The organism is Virgibacillus natechei (genome assembly GCF_026013645.1).
GTDB lineage: Bacteria > Bacillota > Bacilli > Bacillales > Amphibacillaceae > Virgibacillus_L > Virgibacillus_L natechei.
In genome coordinates, this window is the sequence record NZ_CP110224.1 from 1,670,751 (window position 1) to 1,691,475 (window position 20,725).

Annotated in this window: 18 protein-coding genes; 15 read left to right on the forward strand and 3 right to left on the reverse strand. The window is 37.1% G+C overall.

Going from position 1 to position 20,725, the window contains the following annotated elements; translation table 11 throughout:
• Positions 1-171 precede the first annotated feature (171 nt).
• Complete coding sequence (locus OLD84_RS08720; RefSeq protein ID WP_209461399.1) at positions 172-933, reverse strand: class I SAM-dependent methyltransferase; 762 nt, start codon at positions 931-933, stop codon at positions 172-174.
• 124 nt (positions 934-1,057) lie between these two features.
• Here OLD84_RS08720 and OLD84_RS08725 point away from each other — a divergent pair, with 124 nt between their 5' ends.
• Entirely contained in the window at positions 1,058-1,918 is an 861-nt protein-coding gene (locus tag OLD84_RS08725) for a LysR family transcriptional regulator (RefSeq protein ID WP_209461398.1), read from the forward strand.
• Positions 1,919-2,066: 148 nt separating this feature from the next.
• Positions 2,067-2,486: an organic hydroperoxide resistance protein gene (locus OLD84_RS08730; RefSeq protein ID WP_209461397.1), complete on the forward strand. Its 420-nt coding sequence runs from the start codon at positions 2,067-2,069 to the stop codon at positions 2,484-2,486.
• A gap of 81 nt (positions 2,487-2,567) precedes the next feature.
• On the opposite strand, the gene OLD84_RS08735 is transcribed toward OLD84_RS08730, so the two are convergent.
• Positions 2,568-4,277 (reverse strand): Rqc2 family fibronectin-binding protein, encoded by a 1,710-nt coding sequence (locus OLD84_RS08735; RefSeq protein WP_209461396.1) that lies wholly within the window; start codon positions 4,275-4,277, stop codon positions 2,568-2,570.
• A 113-nt stretch (positions 4,278-4,390) separates the two neighbouring features.
• The gene (locus tag OLD84_RS08740; RefSeq protein WP_245301412.1) at positions 4,391-4,669 is read right to left on the reverse strand and encodes a tyrosine-type recombinase/integrase; all 279 of its coding nucleotides are present in this window, start codon (positions 4,667-4,669) and stop codon (positions 4,391-4,393) included.
• Between the two features lie 355 nt (positions 4,670-5,024).
• Between OLD84_RS08740 and OLD84_RS08745 the strand changes: the two genes are divergently transcribed.
• From OLD84_RS08745 to rsgA, 13 genes are all read left to right on the forward strand, one after another.
• A complete protein-coding gene (locus OLD84_RS08745) occupies positions 5,025-5,633 on the forward strand; it encodes a hypothetical protein (protein WP_209461395.1) in 609 nt (202 codons plus the stop codon).
• Positions 5,634-5,912: 279 nt separating this feature from the next.
• Complete coding sequence (locus OLD84_RS08750) at positions 5,913-8,567, forward strand: cation-translocating P-type ATPase (protein WP_209461394.1); 2,655 nt, start codon at positions 5,913-5,915, stop codon at positions 8,565-8,567.
• 94 nt (positions 8,568-8,661) lie between these two features.
• Positions 8,662-9,546, forward strand: coding sequence for a YicC/YloC family endoribonuclease (locus tag OLD84_RS08755; RefSeq protein WP_245301411.1), 885 nt, complete (start codon positions 8,662-8,664; stop codon positions 9,544-9,546).
• Positions 9,547-9,645: 99 nt separating this feature from the next.
• Positions 9,646-9,906, forward strand: coding sequence for an extracellular matrix/biofilm regulator RemA (remA, locus tag OLD84_RS08760; protein ID WP_209461393.1), 261 nt, complete (start codon positions 9,646-9,648; stop codon positions 9,904-9,906).
• Between the two features lie 27 nt (positions 9,907-9,933).
• Positions 9,934-10,554, forward strand: coding sequence for a guanylate kinase (gmk, locus tag OLD84_RS08765; RefSeq protein WP_209461392.1), 621 nt, complete (start codon positions 9,934-9,936; stop codon positions 10,552-10,554).
• Positions 10,551-10,751, forward strand: a complete 201-nt coding sequence (gene rpoZ / locus OLD84_RS08770) for a DNA-directed RNA polymerase subunit omega (RefSeq protein ID WP_209461391.1) — start codon at positions 10,551-10,553, stop codon at positions 10,749-10,751. The genes gmk and rpoZ overlap by 4 nt, the downstream gene beginning before the upstream one ends.
• 273 nt (positions 10,752-11,024) lie before the next feature.
• Positions 11,025-12,230 (forward strand): bifunctional phosphopantothenoylcysteine decarboxylase/phosphopantothenate--cysteine ligase CoaBC, encoded by a 1,206-nt coding sequence (coaBC, locus tag OLD84_RS08775; RefSeq protein WP_209461390.1) that lies wholly within the window; start codon positions 11,025-11,027, stop codon positions 12,228-12,230.
• Positions 12,230-14,638 (forward strand): primosomal protein N', encoded by a 2,409-nt coding sequence (gene priA / locus OLD84_RS08780; RefSeq protein ID WP_209461389.1) that lies wholly within the window; start codon positions 12,230-12,232, stop codon positions 14,636-14,638. The genes coaBC and priA overlap by 1 nt, the downstream gene beginning before the upstream one ends.
• A 21-nt stretch (positions 14,639-14,659) precedes the next feature.
• Entirely contained in the window at positions 14,660-15,610 is a 951-nt protein-coding gene (gene fmt / locus OLD84_RS08785; protein WP_209461388.1) for a methionyl-tRNA formyltransferase, read from the forward strand.
• The gene (gene rsmB / locus OLD84_RS08790; protein ID WP_209461387.1) at positions 15,603-16,952 is read left to right on the forward strand and encodes a 16S rRNA (cytosine(967)-C(5))-methyltransferase RsmB; all 1,350 of its coding nucleotides are present in this window, start codon (positions 15,603-15,605) and stop codon (positions 16,950-16,952) included. The genes fmt and rsmB overlap by 8 nt, the downstream gene beginning before the upstream one ends.
• Before the next feature lie 79 nt (positions 16,953-17,031).
• Positions 17,032-17,793, forward strand: a complete 762-nt coding sequence (locus OLD84_RS08795; protein WP_209461386.1) for a Stp1/IreP family PP2C-type Ser/Thr phosphatase — start codon at positions 17,032-17,034, stop codon at positions 17,791-17,793.
• Complete coding sequence (gene pknB, locus OLD84_RS08800) at positions 17,787-19,838, forward strand: Stk1 family PASTA domain-containing Ser/Thr kinase (RefSeq protein ID WP_209461385.1); 2,052 nt, start codon at positions 17,787-17,789, stop codon at positions 19,836-19,838. Before OLD84_RS08795 ends, pknB begins: the two co-directional genes overlap by 7 nt.
• Positions 19,839-20,723, forward strand: coding sequence for a ribosome small subunit-dependent GTPase A (gene rsgA / locus OLD84_RS08805; protein WP_209461384.1), 885 nt, complete (start codon positions 19,839-19,841; stop codon positions 20,721-20,723).
• Positions 20,724-20,725 lie beyond the last annotated feature (2 nt).

Genomic DNA, 20,725 nt, shown 5'->3' on the forward strand with positions numbered 1-20,725 from the left:
AGGAGGCTGAAGCCGTGCCCGCGGAAAGCGATTGTACGCAGCGGAAATCAACCTGGTAGTTACGTTGTCTTCTATAGATTTTGCGTCAAAAACAACAATTCTTTTTGGTGGGACGAGTAAACGTAGTCCCAACCTTTTAGAAAACAGCCAAAAGGAAATGATCACTAGTGGTCATTTCTTTTGGCATAAGACCATCCATTCATCAATAGTAAATGATTGAATAACTTCATTCACAATCTTTATTTGATAATACCTTTGTATTTCTTCTGATGCATTTTGTATAAAGCTGTTAACTCGATCCATATCTTCTTTGCTGTCTAATGTTCTATTTATCCAGTCTTCATAGATTAATGTTTTTTTCTTTACTTGTTGGTCTTGGATGGATAAATTATATTTGGTCAATAGTTGTCTCCACTCAGAAACCTTCAAAGATCTATTATGACTGTAATCACGCATTTTCTCTAATGAATTATAGAAGTGGTCATGTTCCATTCTTTCAGAAGCTATATTATCTATAAGCAAGAATTTTCCATTCGTTTTTAAAACCCGCTGCACCTCACTGATGAATTTTTCTGGATTAGGAAAATGATGTGCTGCTATTCTACAAGTTACAATATCAAAGGAATGGTTCAGGAAAGGTAAATCTTCTGCATCTGCAATGACGTAGTCAATATTTGTAATAGGTGATAAATGTGAAGCAGTATTTTCTAGCATTTCCGCGGTAATGTCAGTAGCGACAATTTTGTTCACTGATGGTGCAAGTTGTTTCGCTACATGTCCACCACCTGTTGCTACATCAAGAGCAACCATGTGTGATTGTGGTTTCAACCACTTTGTTACTAAAGGTAGATCACTTCCTTTAGAATGCGTACTACTTGTAACATATGACTGTTTGTTTTTTGAGAACACTTGTTTCACTTCTTTCTTTTTCATAGAGCGGCCTCTTTTCATATAGGAATTTCTTATATTTATTATAAGCTAATTAATGCAATAAGTAAAATAATGGTATATAATTAAAAGTGATAAATAAATATTATCAGTGTAAGGGGATTGTAAGATGAAAATTGAGGATTATGCGTTATTATTAAGCTTAAATAAGATAGGAACGATTCGTGGTACAGCCAAATCAATTTTAATATCACAACCTGCTGTAACTCAACGTCTCAAATATATAGAAGATTATTTTGGCCAGGCTATCTTTATTCGCACACCAAAAAGACTAGTGTTAACACCAAGCGGGGAAATGATCTTAAGTCATGCTGCTTTGGTGATTGATCAAGAGCAAAAAATAAAAAATGCACTTGCTGAATCGAGTAAAGAAGTTCAAGGAACATTATCAATTGCTTGTTCTTCCCTTATTAGCCAGCGTTTTTTACCGGCAATTCTGGGTGAATTTAACACTAAATTTCCTAAAGTTGCTATCGACCTTGTAACAGGTATTAGTGAAGATATCAAACGCGACCATAGGAACTATCATGTTTGTATTATTCGTGGTGAAAAATTGAAAGAGACGACATGTGTACGATTGTTTGATGATCCATTATTTATTTTTGATACGGAGCCATTTCCGGAAAATAAAATGAAAAAACGTCCATTAATTTCCTTTAGCAGTGATGATAGTATGCATGAGCTTGTAGATAATTGGCTTTATCATCATCAAGGTGAAATTCAACCACTTCGAACAATCACAGTTGATCAGATTGAAACCTGTAAGCAATTTATGAAACAAGGATTAGGTATGGCGGTATTACCCGAAAGTGTTTCCGATTCAATGAAAGACGAATACCCGCATGTTCCGCTTAAGCTGAACGGTGAAGCAGTAACGAGAGATACATGGGTTTGCTATCAGGAAGGGGCGCGGAGATTACCTCAAGTTGATCAATTTATAAATGCGTTAACAACGAGGTCATTCCTATAAGAAGGTTTTTAAAAGTCCAGTAAAGCTGACGTGTTGAGTTTCTTTGCTTGTTTGATAATTAAACCAGTTTGTTAGTGTGATGGATGTTTAAATCTCTCTTAGTTGAGGAATAGTTATGTAAACATACTTAAAAGGAGTGTTACTGTAAATGAGTGAAATTATATTTACGTCACAAGCAACTGCTAAAAATGGAAGAGATGGTCACGTTAAATCTGATGATGAGTTAATTGATCTAAATCTAGTTAATCCAGCAGCTAATAAAGATGCTAAAGGATCCAATCCGGAGCAGCTGTTTGCAGCAGGGTATGCTGCTTGCTATGATGGGGCATTAAATTTAGTAGCAAGTCAACAGAAGAAAAAAATTGAATCTGAAACGAACGCTGAAGTGAGCTTTATGAAGGATTCAGCAGATGGTGGAAACAAGATAGCTGTTACACTAAACATTAAAATGGAGGGCGTTAGTCTCGAAGAAGCAGAAGAATTAGCGGAATCTGCACATCAGGTTTGCCCCTATTCCAAAGCAACAAGAGGTAATATTGACGTAACATTAAATCCAAAAGTAGTTTAATACAAAAAGAAGGCGTCCATTAAAATCGGACGTCTTCTTTTTAATTTTTAGAATCGATATAACTTCGCCCAAATGTGTGTGTTATTTTTTCTTTAATGCATCAATTACGTTTTTATGTGGTGTGACGAATAGTGTTTTCTGGCTATCATACGTTACATACCCAGGCTTTGCCCCACTTGGCTTTTTTACATGTCGTATTTTTGTATAGTCTACAGGCACGGTGGAAGAGTCCTGCGATTTACTGAAATAGGCTGCTATTTGGGCTGCTTCGATTAATGTATCTTCAGTAGGTTCCTCCGAACGAATAACCACATGTGAACCTGGTATATCTTTGGTGTGAAGCCATACATCGTTTCTATTTGCCAGTTTGCTTGTTACATATTCATTTTGTTTATTATTTTTTCCAACTAGAATCAATGTACCATCTGTTGCCGTGTATTCTTCTGGTACTGGTTTTTTTGGCTTATTTTTATGTTTCTTTTGTTTTGATTGTTTCTTTAAATAGCCACCTTCACGCAGCTCTTCGCGAATTTCTTCTATATCGGTAACACTAGCAACATCTATTTGTTGTAGTAGTTGGTCAAGATAAATGAATTCCTCCTCTGTTTTAATGACTTCTTTTTCAATTACTTCTTTGGACTTTTTCAGTTTTTGATACGTTTTGAAATAGGCTTGTGCATTTTCACTTGGTGATTTATTAGGGTTTAACTCAATAGTTCGTTCATTTTGTGCTGGATCATAATAATCGGTCACTGAAACAATTGTATCTCCCTGTGTAACAAGGTGCATATGTGCTGTTAGGAGTTCCCCCATTTTTTGATGCTGCTTGGCGCCTTCAGCCTTTTTTATTGTTTGTTTATGCTTTTTCATTTTTCTGTTGTTCTTATCTTTTTCATTTTTAATAAAACGGTATAAGTCTTTGGCTTGTTGTTTGACCCGGTCTCGTTCTGCTTTACCTGAATAAAATTGATCCAACATCTTATTCGTTGCTGAAAAGGATTCTTTTTCCCCATCAAAAGAAGTAATCGGAAGTACGTGAAAGTCTTCTTTTTTATTACGGTAAATGGTAGGTGAGTAGTTATTCTTTTGTATTTGCTCCTGAACCTCCAAAAACTTCTCCATGTAGACTTGTGCTGTACCCAAATTCGCGCGACTGACGATCTCTCTGGCGATAACTGGTGAAAAGCCGACCAATTCAGTGACCATTTGTGCATCTAATTTTCCTGCATTAAAATCAAGTCTTTTAATATATTTTTCTCCGCTGATTTCTAAAGGGTTTAGTTTCTCCTGCATAGGTGGCAGTTTATATTTCTGACCTGGCTGAATGATTCGATGTCGATTTTGCGCCAGAGAAACATGTTTCAAACTATCGATAATATGTCCTTTATCCTTATCGATTAACATAACATTACTATGTTTTCCCATTAACTCTATAAGTAGTTCTTTATAGGCAATATCACCAATTTCATTTCTGGTTTTAATAGAAAATGTAATGATGCGTTCCATTCCATATTGTTCAATCTTTTCAATTGCTGCACCAGATAAATGCTTTCTTAGAACCATACAAAACATAGGTGGTTCCTTAGGGTTGGTATAGGAATCTTCTGTAACATGTATACGAGCATAGGTCGGATGGATGGAAAATAATAAAGTATGGTTTTTCCCTTGGCTCCGAACAGTAAAAACAAGCTCTGTTTCTGTAGGTTGATAAATTTTTGTTATTTTTCCTGGAATTATTTCTTCTTTTAATTCTTCTGTTACTGCTCGAGTAACAATACCGTCAAATGGCATATGCTTTACCTCCCGCTTTAATAGGATTTGTCCATTTACACATTCGTTTACATTGGTCGAAATTCCTGGTCATAATACACACATAATATACAAGCAATACACAAACATGTATTCTATATTAAGTCAATCGCTTTTTTCAACTCATCGATATTTTTATGCGTATAAACTTTATCAGTAATCCCTTGCGAAGCATGTCCCATAATTTTCTTTATCGAAATTTTATTCGCGCCCGCATTATCCATCAAAGACGCAAATGTGTGCCTGCAATCATGAGGCTTATGATTCATTTCTAAATCTTCCATCAGCGGCTTCCACCTATCCCTGTTATAAGTTTCGTAACTCATTTGAGTACCAATGCTATTTGTTATCAAATATTTATTTTCTTTGTTCATCCTTCTTTTTATAAAAGGGAGGATTTTTTTATTGATGGGGACCACTCTATCTTTACCAGCTTCTGTTTTATTCCGCCGCGCATTACCCTTTCGTTGATATCAATGTTAGCATTTTCTATTGTAACTAATTCGCCAGGTCGTAATCCAGTATAAATCATTATTAGAGCAGTATCTATAATACACAAATGTTTAAAAACGCAGAAAAAATAAGCAAAGCTATTGACATTTTGATGAAGGTAACGGAAGATTTAGAAGAATAAGAAAGGAAAGAACAGATGGTGAATGTGATACATGATCTGTCTGTTGCACACCAGGGTGTGTTAGGAGATTTGAAAACAAATAGGGGGTCTATTGGTTGAAGAAATTAATTTTACTAGTAACAGCACTAATATTTTTAGTTGGGTGCAGTGAAGCAACTGCCGAAGTAGAAGGGGAAGCAGTGAATTACGAAAACTTGAAAAGCATGAACGAGGAAGCAAAGGAAGAATTGAGTGAGTTGGGTGAACAAATAGAGGGAGCGGAAAATGATTTATCTTCTATTCGATCAGAACTCAATAATGAAGAATCAGAATTTGAAGCCCTAATAAAATTAGCCGAAAATCAAGAAGAAGTAGAGGAAGAGGTTAGTGAAGCTGAGTCTACTCTTGAAAACCTGCAAGAAGACATTGAATCTGCTGAAGATGAACTAGAAGAACTAGAAGGATCTGTTGTCGAAAAAAAAGAAGAACCAACTACGATAAGCGCTGGTCACTACATCGTGGGTGAAGATATTCCTGCAGGAAGGTATGTAGCAGAATCAAGCGGCGGTGGCGGTAATTTTTCCTCCCATAACACAAGCGATCGTTTAAACTTTAGCACGATTCTCGGTGATGGAGAAAGAAGGGAAAGCGAGTATGTGTTTTGGGCGGAGTCAGGAGATCAGCTAAAATTAGGAGTTTCTATAAATTTTACGGAGATTGAGTAAAGAGAAGGGGAATAATCCCTTCTCTTTTTGTTTGTACTTCTTTCAAATCGCTGTAAATAGTCACACATAATATACGTGCAATACACAAATGACCATTTAAAGCCTTGATATATGGGTGTTCCTGTTACTGCTCGAGTAACAATACCGTCAAATGGCATGCAATCACCTCATACGTAATTATAGCATTTTTTGGGACAGGTCTGCATAGATATTCTTAAAGTGGTTGTAATTGATGTGATTAATCAAAAGCATGTCGGGGCAAATATGGAGGAGTGCAGGATGAAATGGTATCAATTAGATGTAGACCGTGTCGAACAAAAGTTACACGTGACAGCGAATAGAGGACTTACTTCTAAACAAGTTGAACAACGTAGAAAACAGTACGGTGCTAATGTATTGGAAGGACAAAAAAATACATCAAAGTGGCTGATATTTTTAAAGCAATTCCAGGATTTTATGGTGTTGGTATTGCTTGCAGCAACATTAATTGCCGGATTGCTAGGTGAATTTATTGATGCAACAGCCATTATGGTTATTGTACTGGTTAACGGTTTTATAGGGTACTTTCAAGAACAAAAAGCAGAAAAGTCGCTGGACAAGTTAAAGGAATTATCGGCCCCTGTGGCAAATGTACTTCGAAATGAAGAGTGGGGTAAAGTTAACTCGAGAGATATTGTTGTTGGCGATATCATAAAAATAAATAGTGGGGATCGCATCCCTGCAGATATTCGGATCGTTCAATCCAACAGTATGGAAACAGAAGAATCAGCATTAACTGGAGAATCACTTCCTGTTATGAAACATGCTACTGCTATTGTGAAAAACAGTTTAGAGGCACAGGACCAAGTTAACATGGGATTTATGGGTACAATGGTTACAAGAGGTTCTGGAATAGGTATTGTTGTCGGCACTGGTATGGAATCGGTAATGGGACAAATTGCATCATTAATGGTTAATACGAAAAAAATAATTACGCCACTGGAACAAAGACTCGCTGAGTTGGGCAAAATTTTAATAATTCTTTCTTTAGGGTTAACCGCATTAGTTGTTGGTCTAGGGGTCGTTCAAGGACAACCTGTGTATGATATGTTTTTAGCAGGGGTCTCTTTAGCAGTAGCTGCGATTCCTGAGGGATTGCCAGCTATCGTCACAGTCGCTCTCTCATTAGGTGTTCAGCGAATGATTAGGAAAAAAGCGATTGTGCGTAAGTTATCTGCAGTCGAGACACTAGGATCTGCCTCCGTTATTTGTTCAGATAAAACAGGAACCATGACAGAAAATCAAATGACAGTGAAGGAAGTTTACCTAAATGGTGAACATATTTATGTCACAGGTGATGGATATGATATACGGGGAGAGTATTTTTTAAATAAAAATAAACTTGACGACGATTTTCCCAATTTAAAATCTATGCTTTTATATGGAATGCTTTGTAACAATGCATCTTTACAAGTGAAAAAAGGGAAATACAATGTTGATGGAGACCCTACCGATGGTGCGCTTTTAGTAGCTGCAAGAAAATTAGGTTTAACGGTAATGCTTGGCGAGAAATATAAGGTCATTAAAGAAATCCCTTTTGATTCAGACAGAAAGCGAATGAGTGTCATTATAGAAGATGAAAAAGGCAGGCGTTTTTTAATAACAAAAGGAGCACCAGATATAATGCTACCTAGATCCACATTTTATGTAGATAAAACAGGTAAGCGTGTTATGACGACGACCGATAAAAATAATATTGATTTATCGGTAGGTCAGATGGCAGAAAAAGCACTACGAACAATAGCGATAGGCGTAAAACCCCTATCTAAAGATGATTCGATAGATACAGCCTTTTTAGAAAAAGATCTTACATTTATCGGGTTATATGGAATGATTGACCCTCCTAGAAAAGAAGTGAAATCAGCAATTGAAGAATGTAGACAGGCTGGAATAAAAACAGTCATGATTACTGGTGATCATGTCAAAACAGCTCGCGCTATCGCACAGAATTTAAAGCTATTGCCAGAAGACGGAAAAGTATTAGAGGGCTACCAATTAAATCAAATGTCTGTAGACGATTTGGAAAGTGTAATTGATGATACGTATGTATTTGCAAGGGTGAGCCCTGAGCATAAATTGAAAATTGTTAAAGCATTCCAGAAAAAAGGGCATATCGTTGCCATGACTGGTGATGGAGTAAATGATGCTCCAGCAATAAAGGCCAGTAATATCGGAATCAGTATGGGCATAAATGGTACGGATGTAACAAAGGAAGCTTCTTCTTTGGTTTTAATGGATGATAATTTTGCCACAATAAAATCGGCTATTCAAGAAGGAAGAAACATTTATGAAAACATACGTAAATTTATTAGGTACTTGCTGGCATCAAACGTTGGTGAAATCTTGGTAATGTTATTTGCAATGCTGTTAGCACTACCACTGCCGCTCGTACCCGTACAAATTCTCTGGATTAATTTAATAACAGACGGACTACCTGCCATGGCACTCGGTATGGATAAATCAGAATATGATGTGATGAAAAGAAATCCGAGAAATCCCCGGGAAGGTGTATTTGCTAGGGGGATGGGCTATAAAATTATTAGCCGGGGAATTATGATTGGTCTCGTAACGCTAATTGCCTTCATGCTGACCTATCAAAATAACCCTGATAACCTTATTTATGGACAAACAATCGCTTTTACAACATTAGTAGTCGCTCAATTGATACATGTATTCGACTGTCGAAGTGAGAAGTCAGTATTTTCTAGAAACCCTTTTGAAAATATATATCTACTACTAGCAGTATTATCTTCATTGCTTTTGTTACTCGTTGTTATTTATTGGGAACCGCTTCAGCCCATTTTTCATACAACGGCTTTAAGCTTAAGAGATTGGATGTTTATCATTGGATTTGCTGCTATACCTACTGTTTTGTTTGGTTATACAAAAAAATAATAAAAACAACCCGAACTGATGGATTTATAAAAGAATTCTCGGTTCGGGTTTTCATTTTAGCCAAATCAGCGTTATAATTATGAGGGATGTGGTAATGATGACAATTAGTATGACTGGATATGGACGAAGTGTATTAAATGTAGAGGATAAAACAATAGTAGTTGAAATTAGAACAGTGAATCATCGTTATTTAGATTTTACTGCAAAAATCCCTCGTACATTTCTGTTTTTGGAAGGTCAAATTAAAAAAATAATACAATCTTATTTTGGGCGTGGCAGAATAGAAGTGTTTGTTAGCATTGAAGGGGAAACCTTTCTTCAAAAGACGGTAAAGACTGATTGGGATTTAATGGATCAATATATGGATCAGCTTAGGATGGCGAAAAGCCGTTATGATTTAATAGGAGATATACCTGCAACGATTCTGACTTCTATTCCAGATCTAATAACCATTCAGGAGCCAGAGTATCAACCTGATGAATTACAAGCATTTATTTTAGAGTGTACGGAGCAATCGTGTAAACGAGTGCTGAAAATGAGAGAGGAAGAGGGTATCTTTTTAGATCATGATTTGCGCGAAAGAATACATATAGTTCGTACTATTATTTCGTCTTTGCAAACACATCGCGATCGAGTAAGTGAAGACTACAGAGAGCGAATTCAAGAACGCATCGAAAATCATCTTGATGATACGTTTAGTTTTGATCAGACTAGAATTCACCAGGAAATTGTCCTACTTGCAGAAAAGGGAGATATCACAGAAGAGATCGTACGTTTACTAAGTCATATAGAGCATTTTACGGATACTTTAAACCGTCCAGACCCGGTTGGAAGAACGTTGGATTTTATTACACAGGAAATGCATCGCGAAGCAAATACAATTGGTTCCAAATCTACAGATATTAAAATAAGTGAATTTACGGTATCATTAAAGAGAGAAATTGATAAAATGAAAGAACAACTGCAAAATATTGAATGAATAGAGGTTTTTGAACATGCACTAATAGTTTAGTTTTATCTATTCATAATAAATATGATAGAATGAGATAAATGTTTTGTTACTTAAGGGGGAGCAAAGTTGAGTTTACAATTGATTAACATTGGATTTGGTAATGTGGTGTCTGCGAATCGTGTCATATCGATTGTTTCACCAGAATCAGCACCAATTAAACGAATTGTTACGATAGCTAGAGATAATAATAAATTAGTTGATGCAACTTATGGCAGACGCACACGTGCGGTAATTGTAACGGATAGTGATCATGTTGTATTGTCTGCTGTTCAGCCTGAAACTGTAGGGCAACGAGTGTTAAGCCATGATGAGGTTTCAGATGATTAATTTTGACGGGCATTAGGAGGAAACGTTTTGACTGATGAGCAAGGAATTTTATTTATTCTTTCTGGACCATCTGGTGTTGGGAAAGGGACGGTACGAAAAGAGCTTTTTAATCAAATAACAGATTTGAAATATTCGATATCGATGACAACGAGAGATAGACGTACTGGTGAAATAAATGGTGTTGATTATTTTTATAAAACGAAACAGGAATTTGAACATTTAATCGAACAAAATCAGCTTTTGGAATATGCTCAATATGTTAATAATTATTACGGGACGCCAAGGGCATATGTAGAAGAAACATTGGCAGCAGGGCATGATGTTTTCCTGGAAATAGAAGTTCAAGGAGCTTTACAGGTTAAGGAAAATTTTCCAGAAGGTGTTTTTATTTTTCTTTTCCCGCCCAGTTTGGAGGAGTTAAAGAATCGAATCGTTGATCGAGGTACCGAATCAACCGATTTAGTATTAAATCGATTAAATGAAGCAAAGAATGAAATTAAACAAATGAACGCGTATGATTATGTTGTTGTCAATGATCAAGTGGATGTTGCAGTAACCAAAATTCAATCCATCATTCAAAGTGAACATTTAAAACGAGAAAGAATTGAGCAGCAATATAAAAAATTCTTGGAGGATGAAATATCATGATGTTAGAACCCTCGATCGATGAACTACAAAAGAAAATTAATTCAAAGTATACACTGGTAACGTTGGCTGCAAGACGTGCAAGACAAATGAGTGAAACGGGTGAATCATTAATTGAGAACCCAAAATCAAATCAATATGTTGGAATAGCTCTTGAAGAAATAATTGCAGAAGAACTAACTGTAAAAGAAGAAGAATAAAACCCAGATTACCCTCGCTTATTTTATTTGCGGGGGCTTATTTTTAGCAAAGGCTCATTAAGTATTATTGCTTTTAAATCTTCGTAGTTGATATAAAAGACGATGTAACAATGCTTTTGCAAACGCTGGTTGAGAGTAGGGATTCGCTACGGAAACACATTTCGCTTTCCACGGTGGTAGCCTAGTTTTTCTCAATAAAAGGCAGGAAAGGAAGTTTAGAGCTAAATATGTTATAAATAGGTTGAAACATGATATTTGAAAGGGGACTATAATATGCTATCCAATACAAACGTTCTTTTAGGAGTCTCTGGTGGAATTGCGGCATATAAGGCTGTAGCCTTAACAAGTAAGCTAACACAGCAAGGAGCAAATGTAAGAGTAATGATGACACCAAGTGCCACTGAGTTTGTTTCCCCATTGACATTTCAAGCTATATCAAGAAGTTCTGTATACGTAGATACATTTGATGAGAAAGATCCGAAAAAAATTGCACATATTGATGTTGCGGATTGGGCGGATATTGCAATTATTGCTCCTGCCACAGCAAATATTATTGGAAAAATAACAGCAGGAATTGCTGATGATATGCTGTCCACTACATTATTAGCTACTCAAGCTGATGTCTACATCGCTCCAGCTATGAATGTACATATGTACGGCCACCCTGCTGTAATTAGAAACCTGAAACAACTGGAGGATTGGGGTTATCACTTTATTGAACCAGGTGATGGCTACTTGGCGTGTGGTTATGTAGGAAAAGGAAGACTAGAAGAACCAGAAACAATTATTAACGTTATTAACGAGCATCAATCCGACAATAAATTACTTGCGAGCAGAAAAATATTAATCTCAGCAGGCCCTACTCGTGAACAAATAGATCCGGTTCGCTTTTTCACAAACAGATCGTCTGGGAAAATGGGGTTTTCCTTGGCAGAAGCTGCGGCTAAACACGGGGCACACGTAACACTTGTAGCAGGTCCAACAGAGATAGAAGTTTCGCACCCTAATATTAACCGCGTCGATATTACAACTGCTGAAGAAATGTTTGAAGAGATGAATAGACATTTTCCGTATAGTGACATTGTTATTAAAGCTGCAGCCGTTGCGGATTATCGTCCGAAGCATACTTATGATGAAAAAATGAAAAAGCAAGAAGACGAATGGAATGTAGAAATGGAACGGACGAAAGACATTCTGCAAACACTTGGTGAGAAAAAAACGACTCAATATTTAGTAGGCTTTGCAGCTGAAACATCAGATCCCTTGAAAAACGGATTGAAGAAATTAGAGAAAAAGAATTTGGATGCTATTGTTATTAATAATATTTCTACAGAAGGAGCCGGCTTTGGCGGGGATACGAATATAGCAACATACGTTAATAAACACCATAAGTCCGAGGAAATGACATTGGCCACAAAACAAGAAGTTTCCGAAAAGATCGTAAGCTTTATCGAACGTGATATGAAGGATGAAGTATAGTGAATATAGCAAAAGTTATTGTAGATGTACCGGTCAGCTCTATTAACCAAACATTCGACTACCAGATTCCGGAAAGGTTTCAGGATATACTTACCAACGGGATGCGTGTAATTGTCCCATTTGGTCCTAGAAAATTGATGGGTTTTGTTGTTGGGAAAGCAACCGAATCTTCTTTTGATAATTTAAAGGAAATTAGTGACGTACTTGATCTAACGCCTGCATTAACGAATGAACTATTGGACCTTGGAAAATGGGTAGCAAATCAAACCATGAGTTTGTATATAACAGCATTACAGGCCATGTTGCCACAAGTGTTAAAAGCTCAATATAAAAAAGAAATTAAACGCATCACGGACGAAGCGCTGCCAGATCCTTTGGAGAACCTTTTTGCAGGAAGAGATGTAATTGCTTTTGAGGAATTGGAAGCATCAACCATTCGTTATCCTCAACTTCAAAAGGCGGTGCAAGATGGAGAAATATCAATAGAATACCTTGTGAAATCTAAAATCACGAAAAAGTATGTAACAATGATTGCCCCTGCTCGAGAATCCTACTTATTAGAAGAGGCTAAACAAGATCTATCTACAAGCGCGAAGAAACAACGGCAAATATTAATATATTTTATTGAAAGTCCAGAAGCGATCGAAAAGCAACTTCTGCTTAAAAAGTTGAACACGACGAGTAGTACGTTAAAGGCATTACTTGATAAATCCCTTCTTGGATCCTATCGAACGGAAGTATACCGCAACCCATACGATGATGATACGATAACAAGAACGACAGCACTCGAGTTGACAGAAGAACAACAACTAGCAGTTCAACCAATTCAAGAAAAAATAGCAAGCGGGGAGCATGATGTCTTTCTTTTGCATGGTGTTACTGGAAGTGGGAAGACGGAAGTATATCTACAAGCTATTCAGGAAGTTATTTATAAAGGGAAGGAAGCTATTGTATTAGTTCCTGAAATTTCACTAACCCCACAAATGGTTAAACGCTTTAAAGAAAGGTTCGGAACCAATGTTGCTGTGATGCATAGTGCGCTTTCAGCAGGTGAAAAATACGATGAATGGCGCCGCATCCAACGAAAAGAAGTTCAGGTTGTTGTTGGGGCCAGGTCAGCCATTTATGCCCCATTTGAAAATATCGGTATTATTATCATAGATGAAGAGCATGAAACTACTTATAAGCAAGAAGATCAACCGCGCTATCATGCACGTGACGTGGCCATTTATCGTGCAGAAACGCATCAGTGTCCGGTTATATTAGGAAGTGCAACGCCAACATTGGAATCATTTGCCCGAGCACAAAAAGGGGTTTATAAATTAGGAACCTTAAGTAAACGAACAAATGAAAAGGACATGCCTGAAGTTAATATTGTGGATATGAGAGAAGAACTTCATGCCGGCAATCGATCCATGTTTTCCCGTAGTTTAAAGGAGAAAATTGAAGAACGTATTCAAAAAGGAGAACAAATCGTTTTACTCTTGAACAGGCGAGGTCATTCAACATTTGTTATGTGCCGGGATTGTGGACATGTCAAAGAGTGTCCGCATTGTGATATCGCGCTTACCTTTCATAAAAACAACAATCAACTGAAATGTCATTATTGTTCTCATGAAGAGGTAATGCCTCGGAATTGCCCAGAATGTGAAAGTGATTTAATTCGATACTTTGGTACTGGCACACAAAAAGTCGAAGAGTCTTTAACGAAACTCATTCCTGAAGCAAGCGTTATTCGTATGGATGTAGATACAACACGCAGAAAAGGATCACATGAAAAGTTACTCAATCAATTTGTAAATAAAGAAGCAAATATATTACTGGGCACACAGATGATTGCGAAAGGGCTAGATTTTGAGAATGTTACGTTAGTAGGTGTATTGACAGCAGACTCCATGTTACATTTACCGGATTTTCGCTCTTCTGAAAAAACGTTCCAACTATTGACACAAGTCAGTGGGCGTGCCGGGAGACATGAACTAACGGGAGAAGTAATTGTTCAAACCTATACGCCAGATCATTATAGCATTGAACTAGCAAGCAACTATGACTTTACTCAATTCTATAAAAAAGAAATGGGTATGAGAAAAACGTTTCAATATCCACCATATGTTTTTTTGGTATTGCTCACGGTCACACATCAAAATAAGGTAAAAGTAGCACAGGTAACACAAAGAATCGTTCAGCTGCTTCTAAAAAGTGTAAAAGATGAAACGACAGTGTTAGGACCTACACCATCTTCTATTCCGCGAATGAAAGATAGATATCGTTATCAATGCATGATAAAATACAGAAATGAACCACAATTACGTGACTATATCAATAAAATACTCGATCAATACGCTGAAGAAATGCGAAAAGAGGATTTAGTGATTAAGGTAGACATGCAACCATACCATTTAATGTAAAAGAGAGAAGGTTTTTGTCACATGAAAAGAATCGTATTTATGGGTACGCCAGATTTTTCAGTACCTATTTTGCAAAAATTAGTGGAGTCGGAATATGATGTTGTGCTAGTTGTTACGCAACCGGATCGACCAAAAGGAAGAAAGCGAGTGATTACACCTTCACCGGTAAAATCAGAGGCAGAAAAACAGCATATACCTGTGTTCCAGCCAGAGAAACTACGAGAAGATTACGCTGAAATACTGGCCTATAAGCCCGATTTAATTGTCACAGCAGCTTATGGACAAATCCTGCCTAATGCGTTACTTGAGAATCCTGAATATGGATGCATAAATGTTCATGCCTCCATACTACCGGAATTACGGGGTGGAGCACCCATTCATTACGCGATTATGCAAGGAAAACAGGAAACGGGTATCACAATTATGTATATGGATGAGAAACTCGACGCTGGCGATATTTTGACACAACGAACGGTGTCGATTGCTGAAAACGATCATGTTGGCACGTTGCATAACAAACTTTCAGAAGCAGGTGCGGATTTATTAATTGAGACGATACCGAAATTAGCGGCATCCGAAATTGCACCTATCAAACAGGATGATACAAAAGCTACCTTTGCAACCAACATAAAACGTGAACAGGAAAAGATAGATTGGGCGAAGAGTAACCTTGAAATCTATAATCATATAAGAGGTCTACACCCCTGGCCAGTCGCATTTACTACCTATCAAGGTAAAGGAATGAAAATTTGGTGGGCGGAAATAGACGATAGGGAATATGAGGGAACACCTGGAGAAATTGTGCAAAAAGAAACAAATGATGCGTTTATTGTTATTTGTGGCAACCAAAAGGGAGTAAGAATCACAGAAATACAACCCGCCGGAAAAAAAAGAATGCGTGTCAATGATTATTTAAGAGGGGCAGATGATCGAATAAAAATAGGCGAAGTAATGGGTGGTTCTTATGAGTAATTATCAATTAAGAAATACAATTGTAGATCTATTAATACGTGTAGAAAAAGATAATGGGTTTAGTCATCTACTAATTGACCATGAACTAAACTCCAAAAGAATAGATCCGCAAGATGAAGGACTCTTAACGGAGATTGTCTATGGCACGATTCAACGAAAATATACCATCGATTATTATTTAGAAAGTTTTGTTGATCCAAAGAAAAAGCTTGAAACTTGGGTGAGAATACTTTTAAGAATGTCCGTTTATCAAATGATTTATTTGGATAAAGTGCCAGATCACGCCATCATTCATGAGGCGGTAGAAATAGCAAAGAAACGAGGGCATAAAGGTATCGCATCCTTTGTAAACGGCGTACTTCGAAGTATGCAACGAAAAGGAGTACCTGATACGGCTTCAATTGCAAATGACACCAAACGACTAGCTATTGAAACAAGTCATCCAGAGTGGTTAATTGAACGGTGGATCTCCTTTTACGGCTTCGAAACAACGAAAGAAATGTGTGAAGAAAATATTTCACGAAAATATAGTTCTATTCGAGTTCAACCACTTAAGATATCACGCGATGAAGCCATTGATATTTTGAATAAACAAGGTTTTGAAACGAGACCATCGATTTTTTCAGACCAAGGTATTATTATTGATAAGGGCAATATTTTAAAAACTGATTTATTTACAGAAGGGTATATTACGGTGCAGGATCAAAGTTCTATGCTAGTAGCTGAAATGCTTGATGTCACACCAGGTATGCATGTATTGGATGCTTGCAGTGCTCCTGGAGGTAAAGCGACCCACATTGCTGAAAAGCTGCAAAACCAAGGAGAAGTTAATGCCTATGATATCCAAGAGAAGAAGGTAAAACAAATCATTACAAAAGCATCCGACCTTGATTTATTAACGATCGATGCAAAAACAAGTGATGCAAGGCAACTGCAGGAAGAACATAACACGGAAAGCTTTGACAGAATTTTAATAGATGCACCATGTTCAGGCTTAGGGGTTATTAGGGGAAAACCTGAAATTAAATACGACAAAAAAGAGTCTGATATCAAACGATTGTCCTCCATTCAATTAGATATCCTGGAAAGTGTTGCTCCCTTATTGAAAGTAGATGGCTTATTAATTTATAGTACATGCACAGTAGACATGGAAGAAAATGAACATGTAGTAAGAGAATTTCTAGAAAGGAATCCAAATTATATAATAGATAAGAACTTTTTCACTGAATTACCGGCACGTATACAGGAGTCCAAAGGAATAACGGAGTATGGTCTCCAGTTATTTCCACAAACATTTCAAACAGATGGTTTTTTTATGACACGTTTAATTAGAAAAAGTTAAAAATTAGGTTCTTTTATCGCTTGATTTGTGTAATACTTTACAATATATACTATTTTGTTCTTTTCAGAGGGGTGATAGGATGCAGGGAGAATTTCTAACGGACAGGGGAAAGGTAAGAAACTATAACGAGGATGCAGGAGGGTTATTTTATAATTTTCACGGGCAGTTATTAGCTATCGTTGCTGATGGGATGGGTGGTCATCAAGCGGGAGATGTAGCGAGCCAAATGGCGATATCCTTAATGGAAGAAAAGTGGCTGCAAAGTAATAAAGTAAATTCGATTGAAGAAGCAGAACAATGGTTATCTAAAGCTATTGCAGAGGTAAATGAATCCATATATGCATATGCGATACAAAAACCAGAATACGAAGGAATGGGAACAACCGTAGTAGTAATCGTATGTACAGATGTATTCACTACTATTTCTCATATTGGAGATAGCCGTTGTTATGTATATGGTGAAAATGGATTTCAACAAATTACAGAAGATCATTCATTAGTTAATGAACTAGTTCGTTCCGGTCAGATATCCAAAGATGATGCGGAACATCATCCAAGAAAGAATGTACTTCTTAGAGCTTTGGGTACCGAGAAAACAGTCACTGCTGACATACAAACTATTGAAACTGAAACGGGTGACAAGCTGTTGCTTTGTTCTGATGGTTTAACAAACAAAGTTTCAGATGACGAACTAGCTGAATTTATTAAATCAAGCAGGGACGCAAAAGAAATAGGTCAAGATATGATAGATTTGGCGAATGAACGAGGGGGAGAAGATAATATCACGCTCCTTGTCGTATATCACGACTCTACTTTGAAGGAAGGTGACAGTTCATGCTAAATGGCCACCTCTTAAATGATCGCTATCAAATTGAGAAAACAATTGGTGGAGGTGGCATGGCCAATGTTTACCTAGCGAGAGACACGATATTACAACGGGATGTTGCAATAAAAGTCCTCAGGTTGGATTATGCAAATGATGAAGAATTTTTAGCTCGCTTCGATCGAGAAGCCCAATCCGCCACCAGCCTTTCACACCCTAATATTGTAAATATTTATGATATAGGCGAAGAAGACCAAATCTCCTATATGGTAATGGAGTATGTGGATGGGATGACGCTGAAGGAATACATACAAAATTATGGTCCCATTGAGGTTCAAGAAGCCTTGGATATTATGAAACAAATTACTGCAGCAATCGCGCACGCACATGCAAATGATATTGTTCACCGAGATATTAAACCACAAAATATTTTAATTGATACATATGGGCAGGTTAAAGTAACTGATTTCGGTATTGCAATTGCATTAAGCGCAACTTCGTTTACTCAGACAAATTCAATTTTAGGTTCTGTTCATTATTTGTCCCCAGAACAAGCAAGAGGTGGAATGGCTACAAAAAAGTCAGATATCTATTCAATTGGGATCGTTCTTTTTGAGCTTTTAACAGGGAGGCTTCCGTTTTCAGGCCAATCCCCAGTGTCCATCGCTCTAAAACATTTGCAAAGCGATACACCATCAGTTAAACGGTTTAACCCAAACGTCCCACAGAGTGTCGAAAATGTCGTTTTAAAGGCGACGGCAAAAGACCCTTTTCACCGTTATGATACGGTTGATGATACGGAAGAAGCCATTGTAACGGCTTTGGATCCTAGCAATATAAACGAGGCGGTATACACACCTCCTGTTGAAGCTGGGGAAGAGACAAAGGCTATTCCCATCATTACAGATAATCAAATGGATCAAAATCCTGATCAGGATACGATGGTCCATCAATCAACAGATGGCACAAATCCATCTCCAACTGATGAGCAAGCTATGGAGAAATCCAAAAAAGAATTAAAAAAGGAAAAGAAGAAATCAAAGAAGAAATCCAAAAAAAAGCGTAAGAAAAAATGGATACTTATAAGTGTTATATTATTTGTCTTACTTGCATCTGGATTGTTTGTATTCTTTCTGTTACAGCCTAGCGATGTAAGTGTTCCTGATGTTACAGAAATGGAATATGAAGAAGCCGAAGAAGAATTGGAAAGTCTAAATTTAGATGTGGATATGGAATTAATTTATTCTGAAGATGTGGAAAGTGGACTCGTAGTTAGATCCAACCCGAGAGCTGGGAGAACAATAAAAGAAGGTTCTACGGTAACATTGTTTGTGAGTGAGGGAAGTGAGCCGGAGGTTTTTGATGATTATGTTGGAAGAGATTACAGTCAAGTAAAAATATTACTTGAGGAAGCAGGTTATGAAGTTAATAATTATGAACGACATTCAGATCGCCCAGTCGATGAGATTGTTAACCAAATACAACCAAGCCCCGATAGTGAAGTGGTTCCGAGTGAAACGAGCGTTATATTTGAAACGAGTATGGGGCCAGAGTTAGTTCGTTTAAATAACCTTAGAGGTATGACAGAAGAAGATGCAAGAAATTATTTAGAAGATAACAACTTAACCATGAACACTATTGAGCAGAATTCTGACAACATTCCAGAAGGAGAAGTAGTTAGTCAGGACCCTGAGACAGATTCAGAATTAGAGGAGGGTTCTACGGTTGATGTGTATATTTCGATCGGACCAGAAGCACTACCCCCTGAATCGCACACAATAACCTATACGGTGCCATACAGCCCTGAGGAATCGGAAGACGAAGAAGATGCAGATGAAGAATCAGAAGATGCAGATGAGGAGCCACAAGAACAAACGGTTCGAATTTATATCGATGACATGAATAATGACATATCTGAAGTATCTGAAGAAGAAACAATTACGGAAGATACAGAGTTTACGTTTACATTAACAATTGCACCAAACAATGATGCAGAATACAGAATTATTCGTGACGATGATGAAATTACAAATCAGACAGTTTCCTATGAAGAAGGTGAATAAATGATCGACGGTCGAATAATAAAAGCCTTAAGCGGATTCTTTTATGTTGAGACAGAAGATGAGAATATCTATCAATGCAGAGGGCGAGGGGTTTTTCGCAATAAAAAGATAAGCCCCTTGGTAGGTGATTATGTTAGATTTGATAAAAGTAATCCAAATGAAGGATATATTATGGAAGTTAAAGAAAGAGAAAACGAACTAATACGCCCCCCTGTAGCAAATATTGATCAAGCAATTATTGTTAGCTCTGCAACGGAACCTGATTTAAATACAATACTGTTGGACCGCTTTCTCGTATTAATTGAGTCTAAGGATATTCAACCAGTAATTTTTATTACAAAGATGGATACCGTTTCAGATGGAGCGATAGAAAAGATTAATAACTACAAAAAGGATTATCAACAAATGGGTTATGAAGTGGAGTTGCTTTCTTCAAAAGAGCCTAGCCAATTACCCGATTTGGGTCGTTACTTCACGAATAATGTAACTGTCATTGCGGGACAATCTGGTGTTGGGAAATCATCTCTCTTAAATGCACTTAACCCATCCCTTTTACTTAAAACTGCCGAGATTTCTAAAAGCCTAGGAAGGGGAAAGCATACGACTAGGCATGTAGAACTCGTGCGTGTACATAGTGGATATGTAGCAGATACACCAGGGTTTAGTTCGTTGGATTTTAGTGAAATAGAATTAGAAGATTTAACAGACTGTTTTCCTGAGTTCAGAGAACGTAAAGAAGATTGTAAATTTCGAGGTTGTATGCATAACAAAGAACCAAAATGCGCGATTAAGCAGGCAGTAGATAAAGGGGAAATAGCATCCTATAGATATGAACATTATTTAAGTTTCTATGAAGAAATTCAAACAAGAAAGCCGAGGTATTAACA

What these genes read in the sequence shown, in the direction of transcription:
- OLD84_RS08795 (WP_209461386.1), top strand. Translation starts at nt 17,032, where the DNA reads ATGCAGGGAGAATTTCTAACGGACAGGGGAAAGGTAAGAAACTATAAC.
- rsgA (WP_209461384.1), top strand. Translation starts at nt 19,839, where the DNA reads ATGATCGACGGTCGAATAATAAAAGCCTTAAGCGGATTCTTTTATGTT.
- rpoZ (WP_209461391.1), top strand. Translation starts at nt 10,551, where the DNA reads ATGATGTTAGAACCCTCGATCGATGAACTACAAAAGAAAATTAATTCA.
- OLD84_RS08720 (WP_209461399.1), bottom strand. Translation starts at nt 933, where the DNA reads ATGAAAAAGAAAGAAGTGAAACAAGTGTTCTCAAAAAACAAACAGTCA.
- OLD84_RS08725 (WP_209461398.1), top strand. Translation starts at nt 1,058, where the DNA reads ATGAAAATTGAGGATTATGCGTTATTATTAAGCTTAAATAAGATAGGA.
- OLD84_RS08735 (WP_209461396.1), bottom strand. Translation starts at nt 4,277, where the DNA reads ATGCCATTTGACGGTATTGTTACTCGAGCAGTAACAGAAGAATTAAAA.
- OLD84_RS08730 (WP_209461397.1), top strand. Translation starts at nt 2,067, where the DNA reads ATGAGTGAAATTATATTTACGTCACAAGCAACTGCTAAAAATGGAAGA.
- OLD84_RS08740 (WP_245301412.1), bottom strand. Translation starts at nt 4,669, where the DNA reads ATGAACAAAGAAAATAAATATTTGATAACAAATAGCATTGGTACTCAA.
- OLD84_RS08750 (WP_209461394.1), top strand. Translation starts at nt 5,913, where the DNA reads ATGAAATGGTATCAATTAGATGTAGACCGTGTCGAACAAAAGTTACAC.
- rsmB (WP_209461387.1), top strand. Translation starts at nt 15,603, where the DNA reads ATGAGTAATTATCAATTAAGAAATACAATTGTAGATCTATTAATACGT.
- OLD84_RS08755 (WP_245301411.1), top strand. Translation starts at nt 8,662, where the DNA reads ATGATGACAATTAGTATGACTGGATATGGACGAAGTGTATTAAATGTA.
- pknB (WP_209461385.1), top strand. Translation starts at nt 17,787, where the DNA reads ATGCTAAATGGCCACCTCTTAAATGATCGCTATCAAATTGAGAAAACA.
- coaBC (WP_209461390.1), top strand. Translation starts at nt 11,025, where the DNA reads ATGCTATCCAATACAAACGTTCTTTTAGGAGTCTCTGGTGGAATTGCG.
- fmt (WP_209461388.1), top strand. Translation starts at nt 14,660, where the DNA reads ATGAAAAGAATCGTATTTATGGGTACGCCAGATTTTTCAGTACCTATT.